Raw genomic sequence first — 20590 nt, forward strand, 5'->3', positions numbered from 1 at the left:
GAGATTACACACAAGAAGAACTTGACGAAATTTTAGAATATACCGAATTCGTCAAACAAAAACACAGAAAACAATAAAGGAGCAATACATATGACTATGTATGAAAAGTTAATAATTGATAATAGTCATATACCTATTAGTGATGAATTTAGTCTGAAAGGTGGCTTTAAAGGCATTTACGCTAATGGTGCTATTTTGATAGATAAAGATATGACTAGCTACCATAAACATGAAGTCTTAGCTGAAGAAATCGCACATTATCGAATTACTCATGGTAATATACTGGATCAGTCAAACATGCTAAATAGGAAATTCGAATTAAAAGCTAGACGTCTTGCTAATGAAACATTGATTACATTGCAAGGTTTAATTGAGGCTTTTAAATACGGTGTTCAAAATCTTCATGAAATGGCGATTTATTTTGAAGTTTCTAAGAGCTTTATTAAAGAAACCTTAGAACATTATAAAATGAAATACGGTTTACAGATTAAACATGGCGATTATCTAATCAGATTTGAGCCATTAACAATATATAAAGATATATAACTGATTAAATCGCTTCATGCGTTTAATAAATAAATTTAGGGAGGTTGAGTATGGAGGATTTAAGACCAATGATAAGTAACATATCATTCTATATTAAAGATGAAAAAGAAAATGAAAAAGAAAATAAAAAAGAAAATAAAAAAGTCATAAAAGATTTTAGTGAGCTAGAGTTCAACACCCCTTTATACTTTGACTTTACTTTAAGCGGAATTAATGAAATACCCAAACATAAAAAAACGTATATTACTATTTTATATTATGATAAAGTCCAAACATCTCATGGGCTTCCATTTGTTCCAGAATACCAACTCAATGAAATTTGGCAAGAGACCATCATAAATAATTCATCAAAATACATTGAAGTTAACTGATTTATCTTTTGCGTATGGTTTAAGAAATTATGAATTTAGTGAAAATTATCAAAACCTTAAAATCATCTATACTGCTCATCAAATAGATTTTCAAAATATCAATTCAAAAGAACTTCTAAGTTTAATGAAACATAAGAATAAACACGACTTATTTCATACTAAGGTGTCAATGATACCTAGAGTTAAGGGGTATCAAAATGAGTGAATTGAAACCTTTATCAGGCAATAAAACTTTGTATGAATTAATCACTGATAATAAAACTGTTAAATATGAAAGTTATTGGCAAGGTAGTTTTATAATAAGTGATTAGTGCGATTATATATAGGAAGGATGTTGAGGGATGGAGAATTTAAGCAAACAATTAGTCGATAAAAGTATTGAATCTTTTATTTTAGGGTTAGAAATATATAATAAACCTACTATTAAATATAGAATCGAAGGATTTTCGTTTTTTATTTGTAATGCATGGGAATTAATGTTAAAAGCAGAATTATTGAATCGTGGAGAAAATATTTATTACGAAGACCACCCTAATAGAACCATTAGTTTAAGTAACGCTATCAAATTAATCTATCCAGATTGTAATACTCGAATTAGATTGAATTTAGAGAAAATTGTGGATTTAAGAAATATTAGCACTCATTTTATTACTCAAGAATACGAGGTCAAGTATGCTCCTTTATTCCAGGCATGTGTAATGAATTTTATTAATGAGACTATGAGATTCCATAACAAAGATGTTTCTGAAAATATTTCTCAAAATTTTTTAACTATTTCTGCTAGTTATGAACCGTTATCTAATGAGCAAATTAAATTGAAATACCCACCTGAAATTGCAGAGAAATTAATTAAAGAATCCAATGATATAGATGTATTAAGTAAGGAATATAATTCCGATAAATTTTCAATTGGTATTAAGCAAAATCTATACATTACAAAAAAGACAGAAGATGCTGATTTCATGGTAGCTGTTCACAAAGGGTCAGATATTAAAGTCGATTTTGTTAAAGAATATAAAGACCCATCAGATACACATAAATACTCGTTTAACAATGTAATAACAGCAGTGAATGAAAGACTCAAAAAGAAAAATATAAATATGACATATCCTAAGGGTTTCAATCAATTTGTGTTAAATTTAATAATTGATTTTTACGATATCAAAAACGAAGAAAAATATGCATATAAGCACAAAATAGGAAAACAAAAATCCTTCACTTATTCCCAACAATTTATTGAATTTATCGTTAATGAAATAAGAAAGAATCCAACAAAATTTGTGGATAGTTTAAGAAATAAAAAAAGATAACCCCAGGCACATAGGAATGCTCAGTGCAAATGCACCTACCCCATTTTGGGACCCAGCGTTAATCCTTCTCGAGTTATCTTGCTTTTATTATAAGTCATATTGTAGTGTAATTCAATAAAAATATATAAGGTAGTTCGCCTGCCCTATATATTTTTTAAACACAACAGAACATACGTTCTTAAAGGAGTGAGGAGAATGAGTGTTAAAAAATACAATGGTAACAAATGGTATTATGATTTCGGCTATGAAGGAAAGCGATATAAAAAGAAAGGCTTTAAAACGAAAAGAGAAGCGACTGAAGCTGAAACAATTGCTAAAAACAAACTAATGCAAGGTATCGTTATTAACAACAAAAGTTCTTTTATCGACTATTATGAACAATGGATTGAGGTCAACAAAAAGAATGTAATTACAGATAAAGCATATCAGACGTATGTTAATGCTATTAATCAGTTTAAAAAATTTTTAGCAACTGAAAATCTAGACGACATTACATTAAACAACTTCTCGACTATTTTGTATCGTAAATTTATCAAATGGTATGGCGCTAATCACGCCACCGAATCGGTCAAAAAGATACACAATTGTCTCAAAGCATCTTTAACAGACGCAATACAAGAAGGTCTTATATATAAAGACCCCACATACAAGGCAGTGGTTAAAGGAAAAAAGCCAAGCCAACCAGAAGAAACCAAGTTTATGAATATAGAGGACTACAAAAAATTGAAAGCATATGTAGCAAGTACCCCTATTCAATCATACCTTTTCATCTACATTTTAGTTATTACCGGAGGACGTTTTGGGGAAGTTCAAAAATTAACAACTGATGATATTGACTACTTAAAAAATACGATTCATTTAAGAGGTACGAAAACAGAAACATCTGATCGTATAGTTGACATTCCACCTGAAGATATGAAAACATTACGAACAACATTGTCAGAAATGCCAATCAATATGAATAAACAAATATTTAACACTGGTTACTCCCTGATAACAAACAATGCTGTTACGAAAGTCCTTCAAAAATTTTGTTTAGAAAACCGACTTGGTAAACTTACATTGCATTCGATTAGACACACACACTGTTCTTATTTATTACACGGTGGCGTTTCAATTTACTATATATCAAAACGTCTTGGTCACTCTACTATTAAAACTACATTAGATGTTTATTCACACCTACTTGATGAAACTAATAAAATCGAGACCCAAAAGGCTCTAAAGCTAATAAAATCAATGTAGGGGACGTGATATTATTTCTCGGGGACGTTTTTCTATTTTTCCAGCATTTTGGGGACGTTCCATTCAAAATACCAAATTTAACGAAAACTAACAAAAGACAACAAAAAGCCGTCATATCAACGTTTATAGTCACGAGATACAACGGCAGAACAACGAAATATAAGCAAATAACGGAAGATAGCGGATTCGAACCGCTGAGACGCTTGTGGCGCCTACACACTTTCCAGGCGTGCTCCTTCGGCCAACTCGGACAATCTTCCAAAATATAAAAAATCAGAAGCGATATTTCACTTCTGATTCTATGACCCCTACGGGACTCGAACCCGTGTTACCGCCGTGAAAGGGCGGTGTCTTAACCGCTTGACCAAGGGGCCATGGCTCCACAGGTAGGACTCGAACCTACGACCGATCGGTTAACAGCCGATAGCTCTACCACTGAGCTACTGTGGAATAATAAAAAATGGAGCGGGTGATGGGAATCGAACCCACAACATCAGCTTGGAAGGCTGAGGTTTTGCCATTAAACTACACCCGCATTACAACGATATGGGCGGCTGATGGGAATCGAACCCACGAATGTCGGAACCACAATCCGATGCGTTAACCACTTCGCCACAACCGCCGTAATTTTAGAAGTGGTTCAGGACGGAATCGAACCGCCGACACAAGGATTTTCAGTCCTTTGCTCTACCGACTGAGCTACTGAACCATAATAATGGCGGTCCCGACGGGAATCGAACCCGCGATCTCCTGCGTGACAGGCAGGCGTGTTAAACCGCTCCACTACGGGACCACTTAAAATATTGCGGGAGGCGGATTTGAACCACCGACCTTCGGGTTATGAGCCCGACGAGCTACCGAACTGCTCCATCCCGCGGCAATATTATTTTCTAATCACTTACTTATTAATAATACCAATTCGCACTATAAATGTCAATATCTTTTTTTGATTTATTTTGGTCTGAACACTTGTAAATATAAATTCAAAAATCAATAAATCATTAAGACTTTTCCAGTATATCTACCTCTATTCAAAAGGTCAATACACACACGCTTAATATTTTGTGTAAATTAAAACACTTTATAGTATATAGTTATTTAAAGTGTTTTAAATACTGAATAAAGCGTAGAATAGAAAGCAAATCTTTCATATCCCACGCCAATAAAAGTAGCTAAAAATAAAAAATTGTTAAAAAATATTTCATTTTAGATACCTACTGATTGAATGGTCATTATTAAGCTTTTACCTTTGTTTCACCAAAGTAGTTTAACCTCTTAAATATTTAAATATCGAGTAGTGTCTTTTTAATCGAAATGATGAACAATTTTATTTTTTAGATACAGAAATGCATCATAGCCATCTGTTTTACAAAAATGACCGCCCTTATCTTTTTCATACAGTTTACAATTTAATTTTTCACATACAATCCGAGAAGCTTCAATAGGCACAACATAATCATCTTTTGCTGCAATACCAAACATATGTAATATTTTCTTTTGTAAATACTCATAATCTATTTCCCATTTAAAAAATGAATCTAAGACCTTTTGAGTTGGTAATAAAGGGGCATCTTCTGGTAAATTGCCAACAAAACCTGATACCATTGCAAGTCCCCCTACTTCTGATACATCTAAGTCATCAATAAATTTTAAAGTTGTGATGACACCTAGACTGTGGGCAACAAAGATAGTCTCTTTATTAACATCTGTTATGTTTTCTTTCATGTATGCTAACCACTCATCACCATCTGGACAATCTGTATTTGGTAAATCTAAAGTAATAACTTGATGTCCTTCAATTTCTAAAGTTTTTTTCAACCATGGGAACCAATGATCCTGACTATTCGCTTGGTAACCATGTATAATATAAACTTTTGTCATAAATAGGACTCCTCTCTCATATTCTTATCATACCACACTATTTATTCGTAAATCATTGAATAATTTTCGAAATTTTCAAAAATGATACGCTGTTTAAAGCTCTAAATTTCCCCTTTATATAAATAGAAAAAGCAGCCCAATGGAAAATTCCATAAGACTGCATTGTTACGTTATATAATGCCCATATCACTTAACTTAACACCTATATCATTATAAACGTGGAATTAAGTTATCCACTGCTTGTTTTGCTTGTTTAATACAATCTGGTAATCCAACTGCTTCAAATGGTGCCCCTGTAACTTGTAAATGTGGATAGTTTGATAAAATATGTTGTTGAATTTGCTTAATTTTTTCAATATGTCCGACATGGTACTGTGGACTTGCATAAGGCATTTTATTAACGATTGTAAATTCTGGTTCTCCCTTGAATGTCATCATTTGTTTTAAATCTCGTTGAGCAATTTCAACGAGCGCCTCATCAGTCTGTTCGTTAACGATATTATCGCCCTGTTTACCAATGTATGCACGAATTAGAACTTTGCCCTCTGGTGCTGTATGTGGCCATTTTTTAGAAGTCCACGTACATGCTGTAATATCTGTATGACTTGTTCGTGCAATAACAAATCCTGTTCCATTGTGGATATTCTCAATATTTTGTTCATCATAAGCAAATACAATCGTCGCCACAGAAGATGCCTCTAAACAATCAAAGTAGTCAAACATTGGATCATTACTAAACCATTGGCGAAACACTTGATGTGGTGTCGCTACGATGACACCGTCGTAATACACTTGTTTTTCCTCATTTAACACCACATGATAGCCTTTTTGCATCGCTTTTAAGTCGACTACTTTTGTATTGTAATGAATCGTTACATCATGTTTGAGAAGCCATTTTTCAAGGTGCATAATAAAATCATATAGCCCTCGCTTAAATTGTTTAAATTGTCCTTGAGGTCCTTGAATATGCGCTTCTTTTTGCAAACGTGCTTTACGAATTTTTTGCATTCCTTTAATAATACTACCGTGCTCTTCTTCTAATAATTTAAAGTTAGGAAATGTACTCATTAAGCTTAACTCATCAATATCTGTACCATAAATACCACTTAACAATGGCTCGATTAAGTTTTCTAATAATTCATCTCCCAATCGTTCACGGAAAAAATGCCCCACCGACATATCACCTTCTGGCATTTCCAAAGGTTTCATCGTCAAATCTTTCAATGCACGTAGTTTGCCTTTCATAGAGATAAGCTGTGTTGTCATAAATGGCTTAAAATCAGTTGGAATACCTAAGATCGCACCACCAGGAATGGGATAAAGTTGATTGTCTGCAAAAATATAAGATTGTCCTGTTTCATTCGTTACAATATCATCATCTGTCAATCCAATATCTTTAGCAACTTCTGTCATAATGGTTTTGCGTCCAAGATATGATTCCGGACCTAACTCTATCACATAACCCTCTCTATATGCTGTTTTAATTTTTCCTCCCGGGACATTCGAAGCTTCATAAACTGTAACATCAAGATTAGGATATGCCTTTTTGATAAAATATGCACTCGTTAATCCTGTAATACCCGCACCTATTATTGCCACACTTGTCATTTTACTCACGCTTTCTTATACACTGTTGTTATTTCTTCTACGATTGCATCAATAAACAAAGGATGTGTGTCAGGCATTGGTGGACGATGATATGCAGCGCCAACCTCATCACACACAACTTTACATTCATAGTCATTATCATATAATACTTCTAAATGTTCAGCCACAAAACCTACTGGTGTATATATAAAGTGCTTAAAGTTACCCTTCTCAGCAAGTTCACGTGTTAAATCTTGTACATCTGGACCAATCCATGGTGTACCTGTATTGCCTGCCGATTGCCATCCCACCGTTACTTGTCGTAATGATGTATGTTCTACGATACTTCTTGCTGTTTCAGAAATTTGTGATGGATAAGGATCATTAGAATCAAGCACTGGCTTCATTGGCAAACTGTGTGCTGATACGATAAGCATTGTCTTGTCGTACTCAGATTTTGGAATATGATTAAGCACTTCAGTAATACGCATCGACCAATATTCAATAAATTTGGGTTGTTTGTAATAATGATTAACGTGGTGCAACACAATATTCAACTCATCTGCTTTTTGCTTTGCACGCTTATTATATGAACCAATTGAAAACTGTGAGTAATGCGGTGCTAACACAACTGTAACAGCTTCAGTGATACCATCTTTATGCATCTCTTCTATTGCATCTTCAATAAATGGGTGAATATGTTTAAGTCCAATATACAATTTAAACTCTACATCTTGATAATAAGCACTATGATTTAATCTATCTACCAATGCTTCAGCTTGACGTTCTGTTGTTCCTGCAAGTGGAGAAAGCCCACCTATTGCCTCATAGCGTCTTACCAAGTCATCCAACGCTTCTCGACTCGGTTTACGTCCACCTCTAATATCTGTATAGTATGGCTCAATATCACTTTTCTTATATGGCGTCCCATAAGCCATGACTAATAAACCTACTTTAGTTGTCATCTTTCATCCGTCCTTTATATATGCGTATTCAATATGCCATCACTTATGAGCAGTGTAGTCATGCACAAACTGAGCTACACGACCCAACACTTCTGGCTTTACTTCTGGGAATACACCATGTCCTAAATTAAATATATGTCCCCCACTATGTGCTTTTCCTTGATCTAAAATAGGCTTCAAGCGTGCTTCTATGACTTCCCATGGTGCAAGTAATATACTTGGGTCAAGATTACCTTGAAGTGTTTTTGTTACCCCTTGATGACTTGCCTCTTGTATAGATGTTCGCCAATCCAATCCTAGTACATCAATCGGCAATTGTTGCCAAGATTGAATAAGATGACTTGCCCCTACACCAAATAAAATAACAGGAATACCCAAAGCTTTAATTCCTGATACCATTTTTTCCATACAAGGTTTAATAAAATAGTCATAATCTGCTTGATTAAGTGCACCTACCCATGAATCAAAAATCTGAATAAGTTGTGCTCCCGCTTCAACTTGACCTTTAACATATGTAATAGACATATCAGCAAGTGTATCCATCAATTTAAACCATGTTGCTTCATCACTATACATCATCGCTTTTGTTTTATTGTAGTTTTTAGATGGACCTCCTTCTATCATATAACTTGCTAATGTAAAAGGTGCCCCCGTAAAACCAATGAGTGGTACATTAAGTTGTTCTTTCGTTAACAGTTGAATTGTATCGAGCACATAAGGTACATCTCGTTTAGGATCAATTTTCCCCAATGCCATCACATCTGAATACTGGCGAATTGGGTTTGAAATCACTGGGCCAATGCCTGACTTTATGTCTACATCTACCCCAATTGCTTTTAACGGTGTCATAATATCTTTATATAAAACAGCTGCATCCGTGTTGTATTGATCTACTGGTAATTTCGTCACATAGGCACATAACTCTGGCTGATGTGTAATATCAAATAAGGAGTACTGTTCTTTCAGCTTCCTATATTCTGGCTGTGAACGACCTGCCTGACGCATAAACCAAACCGGTGTATGTGCGACAGACTGCCCCTTTATCGCTCGTAACATCGTATCATTAAACGTATTATTCATTTGGTCCTCCTTAAATACAATCATTCTTTCCAAATATAGCATATCCACATTAAAGAACGCTGTGAAAAATACCATTGTCACAAAAAAGTTAAATGTTGTATAGCAATAAAATCATACATCATAAAGTATATCATGCCTCCCAATAAATATTCTAAAGATGGTAACACTTTTTAATTTATGGGTATAATAAGGATATACAATTTTCTTTTTTATAGATATCACATTAACAAACAAGGAGTCGTGTATTATGAACTTTTATATCACTTATGGTACTTTTGATTTCTTACGTCAGATTCAACAGCAACATCAAGATCGCCATATGCTTATTTTTTCTGGTGATGATCAATCCATTATTATAGATGAAACAAATCAAGAAACACGCTTTCAACAGCCTAATAGTTATCGCGTATTGACAAGTGTCGGAACGATTGACGAGGCTCATTTTCAAATATTGATTACAATACCTACAACAGAAGATCATCAATATCAGCTCGAAAAACAACTTGAAAACTACGTACCGAAAGTCGATCAGTTTGAAGGCTTTTGTAGTTATAGACTGTTAAAACCTAAAAACCATAATATTTATAAAGTATTACTCGGATTTACATCTCGACCACATTATGAAGATTATAAAAAGTCATCAGCTTTTCGTAAATATTTATCTTACGAAGCTACTAAACCTTTAGCCGGTGCATCCAACGTACATGCGAACTATCTTGAAAAATACTTCTATCCAGTAACTGATGAAATCTAAAAAAGTCCTTACAATAAGCAGACCTAATAATACTGCTTATTGTAAGGACTTTTGACTTAATCGTGTATTCGAATTTTACAATTATGGTTACACGTCATCTATCCTTTAATCTCTTAATAACGTTTCACGATATTTTAGTTTTTTTATTGTATGTTTAATTGTTAGCAATCCAACAATAAAGAAAAATACAATCAAATAACCATAATGAATAGCAATAAATAAATAAATTACACTTAAAAATGTCGCTATAATCATCACTGTTGTATATAAAAATTGACGATACCCTTCAATAACCATAGATTCAGCAACAGGCCATACTTGAGGCCATAAGCCATAGGACTCTTGTGTATAAAATTGAGACATTTGTAATATCGTAATATAAATTGTTAAACAACCGATTAATAGGCTAATAATGGGGTGATTAAGCCATAGCATCAAAAGTATACCTATCACAATCAAGCGCAATGTTAAATGAAATGCATCTTTCCCTCGTAAAAAGTTGCGCTTAAATAAATAGGGATACATTTTTTGAGCGTTGAATTTTCGAGGTGTTGTTAACAAAATATCTAAGTATCTTCTACGTACTGCACCTTCTTGAATACCTTTGACATCTGTAAACATATTTACAAATTTATAATAATTTACTTTATGTTGATGTGCTTGCTTAATAAGAAAATCCCAAGGAAACCTTTGATGTGCTGTCATTTTTTTCAACAATGCATACAAGCAAGCCAATGCGATAATACTCCCAAAACTGGCCTTACTTTGCGCGCTTAGCATCACATAGTAACCCGATAAGCTTAAAATAAACATCACAATATGAAATGACCAATTTTCTAGGCCAAATAAAAACCATTGCCATCTTAGCATTAACCCTAGTAAAGGAAAGAGTAGTGCCATAATACTAGCAATAACAAAAACACCAATATCATTCGGATGAACTGCACGCCATAAAGGATAAGCAATTACAAGTAGTAGCACTTGTAACGGTAATCGTGAGTAATAGCTGACCCAAATACTTTGTTTGATATAATTGTGCATTTGACGTTCAAAAGGCAATAAAAATAAACCATCTGCATCTTCTAAAAGTGTTTTCAGTGGGAAGATTGAACTCATCGATAGTGTCATTGCAATTAATAATGCATAGTTAATATCTTCAGGAACATTACGCAACCACTGACCGTAACCAAGGATGAAAGCGCCTATCAAAATAGTTAAAAACACTATAAAATGACCATTAAATATAAACTTATTATAATACTGCTTTTCTTTTATTTGAGTACGATGCCTTTGTATAAAGAGCTGTTTCGCAGTCATCATAAGCGCTCTGCTCCTTGTGTTACACGAATATAAATATCATCTAGCGTAGCATCAGGCATATTCATTTGTTGGCGCAGTGCTTTGAGATTTCCCATTACAACAATCTCACCTTGATCTAAAATAATAAATCGATCACAGTATCGCTCTGCCGTAGCTAAAATATGTGTACTCATTAATACCGTACGCCCTTCTTCCTTTTTAGCTGCCATTAAATCTAACATCGCTTGTATACCTAAAGGATCAAGTCCTAAAAATGGCTCATCAATGATATATAAGTCAGGGTCAACAATAAAAGCACAAATAATCATTACTTTCTGTTTCATCCCCTTAGAAAAATGGCTCGGAAAAACATCAAGCTGCTCTTCTAAACGAAAAGTTTTGAGTAAAGGCATAGCTCGTGACATTGCGGTCTCCTGTGGTATATCATAGGCCATCGCCGTCATATCGATATGTTCTTTTAAGGTCAATGTATCATATATGACTGGTGATTCTGGAATGTATGACAAATGCTTACGATATGTATCTATATCTTCTTTTATATTAATGCCAGAAATCACCATTTCTCCTTCTGTTGGTGTTAATAAACCTAGCATATGCTTAATCGTCGTACTCTTACCAGCACCATTTAAACCAATCAAACCTACAATTTCACCGGAATGTAATTCAAAGTTAAGGTTTTGGATAACAGGTTTTCTACCGTAACCACCTGTCAGATTTTTCACTTGTACAGTCATATTAGCTGCACCTCCATAAACATTATTGTACCAAATAAATATACTTTTATGCCATTTAATCACTAGTCATTATTTAGTTACACGTGAATAAACCACATGCTATAATGTAACTAAATAATGAATAGGGGGTTAAAACTATGAGTGAAACTATTTTTTCGAAGATTATTAGTGGAGAAATCCCAAGTTACAAAGTTTATGAGAATGATTATGTTTATGCATTTTTGGATATTTCCCAAGTATCAAAAGGACATACATTACTTATCCCTAAAAAAGCATCGCCAAATATTTTCGAAATTGATACCGAGACAATGCAACATATCGGTGAAGCATTGCCTATCGTGGCTAATGCTATTAAAGATGCTTTCAACCCAGACGGTCTAAATATTATTCAAAATAATGGAGAATATGCATCACAGTCTGTTTTTCATATCCATTTTCATCTTATTCCACGTTATAAAGACGATATTGATGGTTTTGGCTATCAATGGACTACACATGAACAAGAAGTTGATGATACACAAAAAGCTAAAATTGCTCAGCAAATCGCTTCACATATTCAATGAACAATGAAATATACACACATACCTTAAACAAACTAGGGTATACATGACATATAACGATAAAATTAGGAGGCATTTATAATTATGAAAGCTATTCGCATTTCATTAGGTCTAGCAGCTGGACTTGCTACTGGTTTAAGTGTAGCTTTATTAAATCGTAATACGAATGACACATCTGTACACACTACATCTTCTGAAAATACATCTGATATTACACAAGAATTAGATATAATTAAACAACAAATTAATAACATTATGAATTACGCTGTAACAGCTAAAAATGAAGGCGCTCAATTGAGTCGCTCAATAAGTCATGATCTCAAATCTTCTATTGGAACATTTAAAGCTGACATCAACCCAAATGTGCAAAGATTACAAAAATATATAGAAAATTTACAGAACCGTGGCGAAGAACTTACAAATTTTCCAACAAAAAAGTAACTTTTTAATGCACAAATTAAAAATATTTGATATTTTTAATGAGGAAAGTAAAATAATCAGATATACTTAAAGTAAGCATGATACACTTTGTATCATGCTTTTATATAGTTGAAAGGAGCTAGTTGCCATGACCGACAAACAACAACAAATTGAGAGTATGTTATACACACATAGAGCTGCTATGCTTTCAAAAGTCATCTGGAAAAATGCAGAAAATGACTGGCAAGCTTGGCTAAAAAAATCAGGCATTACAATGAATGAACATTTAATTCTTATGACAATTTATGCCTTCAAAAAAGTAACGATTTCTGATATATCTCGCTACGGTGTAATGCATGTATCAACTGCTTATAATTTTGCAAAACGTCTTGAAACACAAGGTCTATTAAAATTAGAAAAAGATACCCATGATAAACGTAATACCTTCATCATCTTAACTGACGAAGGGCATGAACTTGTAGAGCATATTTTTGAACAATATGATATGGCAGACAATAGTATTTATCAAGCTGCTCAACAATTTTATGATGAAATGTTTCACCTTCCAAGCTTTAGTGATGCACATTATTTAGTATCACATCTTCAAGGTAAAGGTTTTTTAGAAGGTATTAATAAAAGTCATGATCATTTACGACAAAATTTACTTGACGTTGATTAAATTGACATAGATAATACGGTATATCAATCATTTAAAAGGAGTATCTTAATGTTAAATTGTTCTAAATCAATCGATATTCACTCTAGATTTGGTATTCCGCGTATCGCATTTATTAGTTTTGTGACAGTAGTCATTACTTTTTTTATTAGTTTTGAGCTCTTCCATTACTATTCAAATGTTCCTTTTACTGACGAAAAGTTTTTAATGTTTATTTGTTTAATGTTCAGTTTATATCCTATTCATAAGCTGATTCATGTTATGATGTTATTACCTTATTATCGTCATTTAAAAACATATAAATTGATGCGTAAAAGTTGGATTCCTTTGTACAATGTCTTTTTAGATAAACCCGTACGCAAATATTATTTTTGTATCTGCTTAGTCATGCCTTTTATGATTATCACATTAATTTGTATAGGTATTGCTTGTACATTTCCACATTATGGTCATTATTTTATGTTTTTATTAGCCTTAAATGCTGGATTTTCTGTTATGGATTTCCTCTATTTAAAAGTGATTATTTTTTCAAAGCAAGGTCAATTGGTTGAAGAACATATCAATGGCTTTGTACTACTTAAACAAAATAGTATATCTGATGTCGAATTAGAAAATGAAGATCGGCAATCTCAATTTACAAACCATAGATCAATCCCCTACCCTGACAATAATGACTAGATTGAAAGAAGCAATGTGTTGCTATTTCAATCTAGTCATTGTTTATATAAAACCGCTCACACCCTCAATCTCTCTATTAAAACAAACCAAAATTAGCTATATTTCCCATTTTTTATCACAATTGTATTCCCTTTTTCGTCAATATAACATTATCATCCGCTCATACATTAGTCGTAGTTAATAGTTCTTTCGTTGGTTCACTTCTGTGATTATGGTATATTATTTGTGTTACTTTTATGTAAAGGAGAAAACGATATGAAGAAAGGTTTACAAAAGTTAATCATTCCTGTTACTGCAACAACGCTTATTTTAAGTGCTTGTGGCAACAATGCACCATCATCTAAAGATGAAACGCTTATTTCTTCTAAAGCTGGTGATGTTAAAGTAGAAGATGTTATGAAAGATATTGGAAATAGCCAAATTGCAAGCAGTTCTTTTAAAATTTTACTAGGCAATATTTTAGAGGATAAGTATGGTGATAAAGTAGACGATAAAAAAATCAATAAAGAAATTGATAGTCAAATCGAAAAATATGGTGGCAAAGAACAATTTGAAAGTCTATTGAAACAACAGAACATTACAATGGATGAATATAAAGAACAACGAAAATTAATAGAGTACCAAAAACAACTATTAAATGAAAAAGTCAAAATTTCAGATAAAGAACTAAAAAAACAAACTAAAAAAGCTTCTCATATTTTAATTAAAGTTAAAGAAGATGACGACGATAAAGAGGGTCTATCAGATAAAGAAGCAAAAAAGAAAATAGAATCTATTAAAAAGCAACTTGATAAAAACCCTAAAGACTTCGATAAAATAGCGAAAAAAGAATCTATGGATTCAAACAGTAAACAAGGTGGCAGTTTAGGATATGTCGTTAAAGGTCAAATGGTTGAACCTTTCGAAAAAGCACTCTTCAAATTAAAAGAAGGTGAAATTTCAGATATTGTCAAAACAGATTACGGCTATCATATTATTCGTGCCGATCAATCTACAAACTTTAATAAAGAAAAGTCAAAATTAAAATCCAAAGTTATTCAAAATAAACTACAAAAAGATCCAAAAATTTTAACAGATGCTTACAAAGAATTACTCGACGAATATAAAGTAGACTATAAAGATCGAGACATTAAAAAAGCAATTGAAGACTCTATACTTAATCCAGAAGCACTTCAAAAACAAGCATCACAAAGCGAACAAGGATTAGGGGTTTAATCTTTCTAAAAAACAGTGATTCCACTTTTGTCATAACTAGGCTATTCCAAGAGTTGTTATATTTTAAATCACAATATTTGTATCCCCCACTACAAAAAACTGGCAAAATCACTAACACTGTGATTTTGCCAGTTTTATAGTTAATCTAATTTTTCTGGTTTATAGAAGCGTCTATTTTCTAAACCTTTAATTTTAGCAGTCATTGTTCCTTTTTCTGTTGTTTTAAAAGCCTTATCAAACATATTCATACGTGCATCTATATTATCAATAAAATGTAAAATTTCAGCTTCTTTCACTTGTGGTACTTTCGGTGAGCCATATTCAAGCTTTCCATGATGTGCCAATATCAGATGACGTAATAATAAAACCTCTTCTCCTTCAATATCCAATTGTCTCGCAGCCTCAGCAATTTCATCACTTGCAATAGAAATATGACCTAATAAATTCCCTTCCAATGTATAAGACGTAGCAATAGGTCCTGATAATTCTACAACTTTGCCAATATCATGTAAAATAATGCCACTGTATAATAAGCTCCGATTAATGCTTGGGTAAACTTGACATAATGCTTTTGCTACTTCAAGCATCGTAACAACATGATAACTCAATCCACCTACAAAGTTATGATGCATTGAGCTTGCTGCAGGATATGTGAGAAAGTCCGCTTCATATTTGTTCAATAAATGACGTGTGACACGTTGTAAATTTGCATTTTCAATTTCAAAAATATAATCACGTAAGACCGTTTTAATTTCATCAGGTGTCATCGGTGCACTATCAATAAAATCACGTGTTTGCAGACCATCTGCCTCTGTCGCAACGCGGTATTGTGTCATTTTCAGCTGACGGTTATTACGATAATTAATAACATCACCTTTAACATGAATAATTAATTCCGGCTTTAACACCTCAATATCTTCTTTAGTGACTGTCCAAAATTTTGCTTCGATTTCACCGCTCTGATCTTGTAATTTCAAAGTCATATAATCTTTACCTTGATTAGTGACCCCTTGTGTTGCTTGATGGATCAGAAAAAAATGATTCACTTTATCTCCTGGCTTTAACGTTTCTACATGTCTCATAGTTCAACGCCTTTCTTTCTATTTCTCGAGTTTGCTTAACGTCACAGTTTGCTTAGCAGGTAATGTTCCGTCTTGGTTACATGTAAAGTATAGCACTTGATAAGTATTTGGCAATGTACGTAAGAAAGACATCATACGTTTTTTACGTACCTCATCAAAATGTACAAATGCATCATCAATAATAATTGGCAATGAATAATAAGGCTTTAATACTTTGATCAAGCTAATACGCAAAGCAAAATAAAGTAGCTCTTTTGTTGATTGACTCAATTCAACCGGATGATACATTTGACCATCTTTATGGCGTACCATTACTTCTTCATTCTCATAAGTGACTTTCACATATTGACCCTCTGTTAGTGTTGCATAAATATCTGTCGCTTCATGAACAACTTGTGGTAATCTTTTATCTTTAATCTGCTTAATATGTGCATCAACAAGTGTCTCTAAATAACTCAGCGCCGCCCAATCTTCTGCTAGACTGTTGAGTTGGTTACGTTTAAGTTGATATTGATGTTTTAAATGTCTTAACGTATCATCCGTTTCCATATGGTTGATTTGTGCAGTTAAATCACTCACTTCACTCTGTAAAGTAAGATAACGATCATTGTAATCATCTATTTGCTCTTCAAGCTTATCGTATTCTCCTTCTAACTGTATTGCTGTTTTTTCACTCAATTGAGAGCTTTTCTCGTAACCATAATCTTGATTTTCTAAAAAGTGTGTTAAATCATTAAAACGTGAAAGTGCTTGTTGATAACTTTGGTAACGATCGTGATGCTTGTAATAACTTTCTTCATCTATCGCTCCAATCGTATTAAATAGCTTTTGAATTGTACTTTGTTTTTCGGATATACGCTGCTCTAATTGTTTGATTTCATTACTGATTAACTCGAACTGTTCTCGATTTTGTTCGTATCTCATAGTATCTGTTTGTGCATGCTTTATCCACTCACGTACATCGTGGAAGAGTGATACGCGATTAAATACTGAAAAATGTACACCTACAGATTGCTCTGCATTATTATAAAAAGTTGCTATTTGTGCATTTAATTGTTCTTGTTGTGTTCTCAACTTCTTCTGTTCATCATGATATGTTTTAATTTGTTGTATCGTTTGAATAGCATCTAACAATAAATCATCTGACATTTTATCGGAAAGATATAAGCTTTTACGAATATCTACTATTTGATTATTCACTTGTTCATAATTATTTTGTGACGTTTCTAGTTGTTTTTGAATATGTGTATATTTTTTCTCAGATATTGCAAGATTTTGCTCACGTTGTACAATTTTATCTCTAAGTTGATATTGATCCGACAATTCAAAATTCAAATCATATGTCTGTTCCAAGTTTTCTACTTCATTTTCTAATTGTGTAATTTCTTCTGCGAATCTTTCATTATAGCCTAATTCTTTGTCTTTAATTGAAAACATACCTATTAGACATATCAATGTCAATACAGCAAATACACTACCAAAGATAAGGTCTGGTATTAAAAAGGCATAAATAGCTAAAGCAACAGTAATTAATGCGATACACCCCATAGATACACGTAAAATATTTTGACGTTTTACTTTTTCTTGTTTTTCCGCTTCAAAGGATGACTTCATTTTTTCAAATAATTGACGTTTTTCATTCAATTCTAGCATACGTTTTTCATATATTTTTTTCTTTTCGAATGTGTCATCTGTTACAAGTTTAGATTTAAGGTCTTTCAACTCATCTTCATAAGACTGACGTTCAATGCTATATTCATCCTGCATTGCTTGATATCGTTCCATACTCTGGGCATATTCACGCTTTTTCTTTAAAGCATCACTTGTAAAGGTTTTTTGAACCTCTGAAGTATCTATATCAAGGTGAACCGTATCCCAACCAATATTGGATTTGAGACCTTCTATTTCTTGTTGATTATTTTCAATATCTCGAGAAACTTGCTTTAACTCACGCTCTTGTTGCTTAATATATTCTTCTTGTTTGGCAATGTTATTCATCGCTTGCATGATTTGTGGTTCCGGAACAAAAAGCTTATCATTTTCATATTGCAATTGTTTACGCTTCTCATCGCGCAGTCCTCTATCGCGTTCCAGTTGATTCAATTGTTGCTTAGCTATTTCATATCGGTCAATTCCTTGTTCTGGAAAAGTGAGGGGTTCAATATTCAGATCCGCCTCTAATGCTTTCCATTCTTGGACCTGTTCATGTATCGCCACTTCTTTTTGTTTTTCTTCAAAAAACTGTGTTAAATAGTCTAGATTACCTTTCACTGTCGCCAAACGGTTTGCAGTCTTTTCTCTCGTTTCGACTAAGCGATTGTAAGTTTCAAGTTGTGCCGCATTTTCTCGAACTTCTAGCTCCAATTCTTTTAATGTTGAGATACGTTGATTAATTTCTGGTTGATGACCTGATTTTTTATACAACGTTTGCTTCTTTTTATGGATTAAATCACGCATACCGATAAACTCTGTTGAACCAAGTGCACCTGCTTGCATTAAAAAGTTTTGTAATTGCGTTTCAGACATATGCTTATGAATATCTTGCAACCCTAGCACGTTGAATGAAAAAATATCTTGGTATGTACGCTTATTGATATAATTTAAATGCTGCTGTAACCATGCTTCGTCTTTAATTGCACCATTAGGCATATATACCTTTACATCACCTTGTGCACGCCCTTTGACACGTTCAACCTCTACTTCTGTGTTATCATCTAAAACCAAAGTGATACGACCACCATATTGATTACCCATACGCGGTTCTAATCGGGGTTCACTCTCTTTCTTTGTTGGAAAACCAAATAAAATAGAATGAATAAATGCTTGTAGCGTAGACTTTCCCGCTTCATTTTCACCAAAAATTTGTGTGATATGTGTATTAAAAGTGACTTTACGTTCTACAAACTGTCCATAACCATAAATTTCAACAGCCTTTATTTTCATCATTTATCACCTCTTTTTAACTCAGCCTTAATCATTGACTCTGCACGTTCAATAAGTGCTTTACGATCATGTTGTAAGTAATGATCAAGATATTTAGATGCTTTAGGATTCATATATAAGTCACTTAGTGCCTGTTCATACAACGTGTCATCTTCAAGCAATTCTGAATCAAATTCATTAAAAATAGATGTTTCTTCAATATTTGGATAATAGATATCGAGTGTATCGATTAAAATAAAGTATTGCTCATTTTCCTCATAGTCTAAAATCATGGCTTTCACTTGCTCAAGTACTTGTGAATCAATACGTTCATCACCTAAAACATTCAGCTGTAAACGATAAAAAGCACGTCCTAAACCACGTACACTTTTTTTGAAGTTTTGAATTAAATCATACAATTGTTGTTGACCAATGTCCTCTGTTTCTAACACTGCTGTTTCAAAGCGAATAAATTGTGTCGGGACAAAACGTGTCTTAAGTGCCACATGATCTCCCTCAACAATTAAACATCCTTTTTCACCTTGTTCTTTAAAATGACGCCCTTGAATATTACCGGGATAATGTATTTCTGGTAAATCACTCAACTGTTGACGCTTATGTATATGACCTAAAGCCCAATAATGATAAAGCTTTGTATTTAAATCTTCTAATCGAAACTCTGTGTAACGATGAGCAGTTTGAGATTTACTATACGTACCATGCAATATTCCAATATGAACAATATTACGGTCTACATTAGTCGGATAATCATCTATTTTATTTTCATAACTTGCTGATGCTTCGTAACTAAAACCATGTAAATGTACAGTATCACCTGTTTTAGTAATCGCTTGATATGTTTCAACATCCTTTGAAAATACAGTTACATTTTGTGGCCAATCTGATGTAATACGTTCTGATAGTGGATCATGGTTACCATGAATAATATATACAAAAATTTGTTCTTTTTCTAAACGTTTAAATTCTTCTTTTAAAAACACTTCAGCTTTTAATGTACGATTACGCTGATCAAATAAGTCACCGCTAATAATCATAAAATCTACCGTTTCGCGTAATGCAACGTCTACAATTTTTTTAAAACTTTCATACGCACTATTTTCAACATCACGTAAAATATTGGGGCTTAAATGTTGCTTGGATACAAACGGACTATCTAAATGTAAGTCTGCACAATGTAAAAATTTAACCATCCACATCGTCTCCTTTTACAATTGTTAATTCAA

The 20590-nt window shown here is 33.1% G+C and carries 19 protein-coding genes and 8 tRNA genes; 10 read left to right on the top strand and 17 right to left on the bottom strand.

Going from position 1 to position 20590, the window contains the following annotated elements; translation table 11 throughout:
- The first annotated feature begins 90 nt into the window (after positions 1-90).
- The 4 genes from FGL66_RS06150 to FGL66_RS06165 all read left to right on the top strand — a co-directional run bounded on the left by FGL66_RS06150 (position 91) and on the right by FGL66_RS06165 (position 3472).
- Positions 91-546 carry an ImmA/IrrE family metallo-endopeptidase gene (locus FGL66_RS06150; RefSeq protein ID WP_180809009.1) on the top strand — a complete coding sequence of 152 codons (456 nt, stop codon included), beginning with the start codon at positions 91-93 and terminating at the stop codon, positions 544-546.
- 50 nt (positions 547-596) lie between these two features.
- Complete coding sequence (locus FGL66_RS09795) at positions 597-917, top strand: hypothetical protein (RefSeq protein WP_258007260.1); 321 nt, start codon at positions 597-599, stop codon at positions 915-917.
- 341 nt (positions 918-1258) lie between these two features.
- Positions 1259-2227 carry a DUF3644 domain-containing protein gene (locus FGL66_RS06160; protein ID WP_180809010.1) on the top strand — a complete coding sequence of 323 codons (969 nt, stop codon included), beginning with the start codon at positions 1259-1261 and terminating at the stop codon, positions 2225-2227.
- A 195-nt stretch (positions 2228-2422) separates the two neighbouring features.
- Positions 2423-3472 (top strand): site-specific integrase, encoded by a 1050-nt coding sequence (locus FGL66_RS06165; protein WP_180809011.1) that lies wholly within the window; start codon positions 2423-2425, stop codon positions 3470-3472.
- Positions 3473-3643: 171 nt separating this feature from the next.
- On the opposite strand, the gene FGL66_RS06170 is transcribed toward FGL66_RS06165, so the two are convergent.
- From FGL66_RS06170 to hemE, 12 genes are all read right to left on the bottom strand, one after another.
- Positions 3644-3732, bottom strand: a tRNA-Ser gene (locus FGL66_RS06170).
- 42 nt (positions 3733-3774) lie between these two features.
- Positions 3775-3846 (bottom strand) — tRNA-Glu (locus FGL66_RS06175).
- Position 3847: 1 nt separating this feature from the next.
- A tRNA-Asn gene (locus FGL66_RS06180) sits at positions 3848-3922 on the bottom strand.
- Between the two features lie 11 nt (positions 3923-3933).
- Positions 3934-4007 (bottom strand) — tRNA-Gly (locus FGL66_RS06185).
- A 14-nt stretch (positions 4008-4021) separates the two neighbouring features.
- Positions 4022-4094: transfer RNA gene (locus FGL66_RS06190), tRNA-His, on the bottom strand.
- Positions 4095-4108: 14 nt separating this feature from the next.
- A tRNA-Phe gene (locus FGL66_RS06195) sits at positions 4109-4181 on the bottom strand.
- 7 nt (positions 4182-4188) lie between these two features.
- Positions 4189-4265 (bottom strand) — tRNA-Asp (locus tag FGL66_RS06200).
- Between the two features lie 10 nt (positions 4266-4275).
- A tRNA-Met gene (locus FGL66_RS06205) sits at positions 4276-4349 on the bottom strand.
- Positions 4350-4777: 428 nt separating this feature from the next.
- A complete protein-coding gene (locus FGL66_RS06210; RefSeq protein WP_180809012.1) occupies positions 4778-5353 on the bottom strand; it encodes an RBBP9/YdeN family alpha/beta hydrolase in 576 nt (191 codons plus the stop codon).
- Between the two features lie 210 nt (positions 5354-5563).
- Positions 5564-6961, bottom strand: a complete 1398-nt coding sequence (gene hemY, locus FGL66_RS06215; RefSeq protein WP_180809013.1) for a protoporphyrinogen oxidase — start codon at positions 6959-6961, stop codon at positions 5564-5566.
- A 5-nt stretch (positions 6962-6966) separates the two neighbouring features.
- A complete protein-coding gene (hemH, locus tag FGL66_RS06220) occupies positions 6967-7905 on the bottom strand; it encodes a ferrochelatase (RefSeq protein ID WP_180809014.1) in 939 nt (312 codons plus the stop codon).
- 39 nt (positions 7906-7944) lie between these two features.
- Positions 7945-8985, bottom strand: coding sequence for a uroporphyrinogen decarboxylase (gene hemE / locus FGL66_RS06225; RefSeq protein WP_180809015.1), 1041 nt, complete (start codon positions 8983-8985; stop codon positions 7945-7947).
- Between the two features lie 247 nt (positions 8986-9232).
- Between hemE and FGL66_RS06230 the strand changes: the two genes are divergently transcribed.
- On the top strand, positions 9233-9739 hold the full coding sequence (locus tag FGL66_RS06230; protein WP_180809016.1) for an antibiotic biosynthesis monooxygenase family protein: 507 nt from the start codon (positions 9233-9235) through the stop codon (positions 9737-9739).
- A gap of 105 nt (positions 9740-9844) precedes the next feature.
- Here the strand turns inward: FGL66_RS06230 and ecsB are convergent, their stop codons facing one another.
- Together ecsB and ecsA are read right to left on the bottom strand one after the other, a co-directional pair.
- Complete coding sequence (gene ecsB, locus FGL66_RS06235) at positions 9845-11059, bottom strand: ABC transporter permease EcsB (protein WP_180809017.1); 1215 nt, start codon at positions 11057-11059, stop codon at positions 9845-9847.
- Entirely contained in the window at positions 11056-11793 is a 738-nt protein-coding gene (ecsA, locus tag FGL66_RS06240) for an ABC transporter ATP-binding protein EcsA (RefSeq protein WP_180809018.1), read from the bottom strand. The genes ecsB and ecsA overlap by 4 nt, the downstream gene beginning before the upstream one ends.
- 137 nt (positions 11794-11930) lie before the next feature.
- Between ecsA and FGL66_RS06245 the strand changes: the two genes are divergently transcribed.
- The 5 genes from FGL66_RS06245 (at position 11931) to FGL66_RS06265 (ending at position 15342) form a co-directional block, all read left to right on the top strand.
- Positions 11931-12356 (top strand): HIT family protein, encoded by a 426-nt coding sequence (locus tag FGL66_RS06245; protein WP_180809019.1) that lies wholly within the window; start codon positions 11931-11933, stop codon positions 12354-12356.
- 81 nt (positions 12357-12437) lie between these two features.
- Entirely contained in the window at positions 12438-12794 is a 357-nt protein-coding gene (locus FGL66_RS06250; RefSeq protein ID WP_180809020.1) for a YtxH domain-containing protein, read from the top strand.
- Positions 12795-12921: 127 nt separating this feature from the next.
- Positions 12922-13452, top strand: coding sequence for an HTH-type transcriptional regulator Hpr (locus tag FGL66_RS06255; protein ID WP_180809021.1), 531 nt, complete (start codon positions 12922-12924; stop codon positions 13450-13452).
- A gap of 48 nt (positions 13453-13500) precedes the next feature.
- A complete protein-coding gene (locus FGL66_RS06260; RefSeq protein ID WP_180809022.1) occupies positions 13501-14127 on the top strand; it encodes a DUF3267 domain-containing protein in 627 nt (208 codons plus the stop codon).
- Between the two features lie 255 nt (positions 14128-14382).
- Positions 14383-15342 (top strand): peptidylprolyl isomerase, encoded by a 960-nt coding sequence (locus FGL66_RS06265; RefSeq protein ID WP_180809023.1) that lies wholly within the window; start codon positions 14383-14385, stop codon positions 15340-15342.
- A gap of 140 nt (positions 15343-15482) precedes the next feature.
- Here FGL66_RS06265 and yhaM read toward each other — a convergent pair whose 3' ends face one another.
- Genes yhaM through FGL66_RS06280 form a run of 3 tightly spaced genes read right to left on the bottom strand, consistent with a single transcriptional unit; the run spans position 15483 to position 20557 of the window.
- On the bottom strand, positions 15483-16424 hold the full coding sequence (gene yhaM / locus FGL66_RS06270; protein ID WP_180809024.1) for a 3'-5' exoribonuclease YhaM: 942 nt from the start codon (positions 16422-16424) through the stop codon (positions 15483-15485).
- 18 nt (positions 16425-16442) lie between these two features.
- Positions 16443-19367: an ATP-binding protein gene (locus tag FGL66_RS06275; protein ID WP_180810488.1), complete on the bottom strand. Its 2925-nt coding sequence runs from the start codon at positions 19365-19367 to the stop codon at positions 16443-16445.
- Positions 19367-20557: a metallophosphoesterase family protein gene (locus FGL66_RS06280; protein ID WP_180809025.1), complete on the bottom strand. Its 1191-nt coding sequence runs from the start codon at positions 20555-20557 to the stop codon at positions 19367-19369. Before FGL66_RS06280 ends, FGL66_RS06275 begins: the two co-directional genes overlap by 1 nt.
- Positions 20558-20590: the final 33 nt, after the last annotated feature.

It is taken from the genome of Staphylococcus sp. 17KM0847 (assembly GCF_013463155.1).
In the GTDB taxonomy this organism is placed as follows: domain Bacteria; phylum Bacillota; class Bacilli; order Staphylococcales; family Staphylococcaceae; genus Staphylococcus.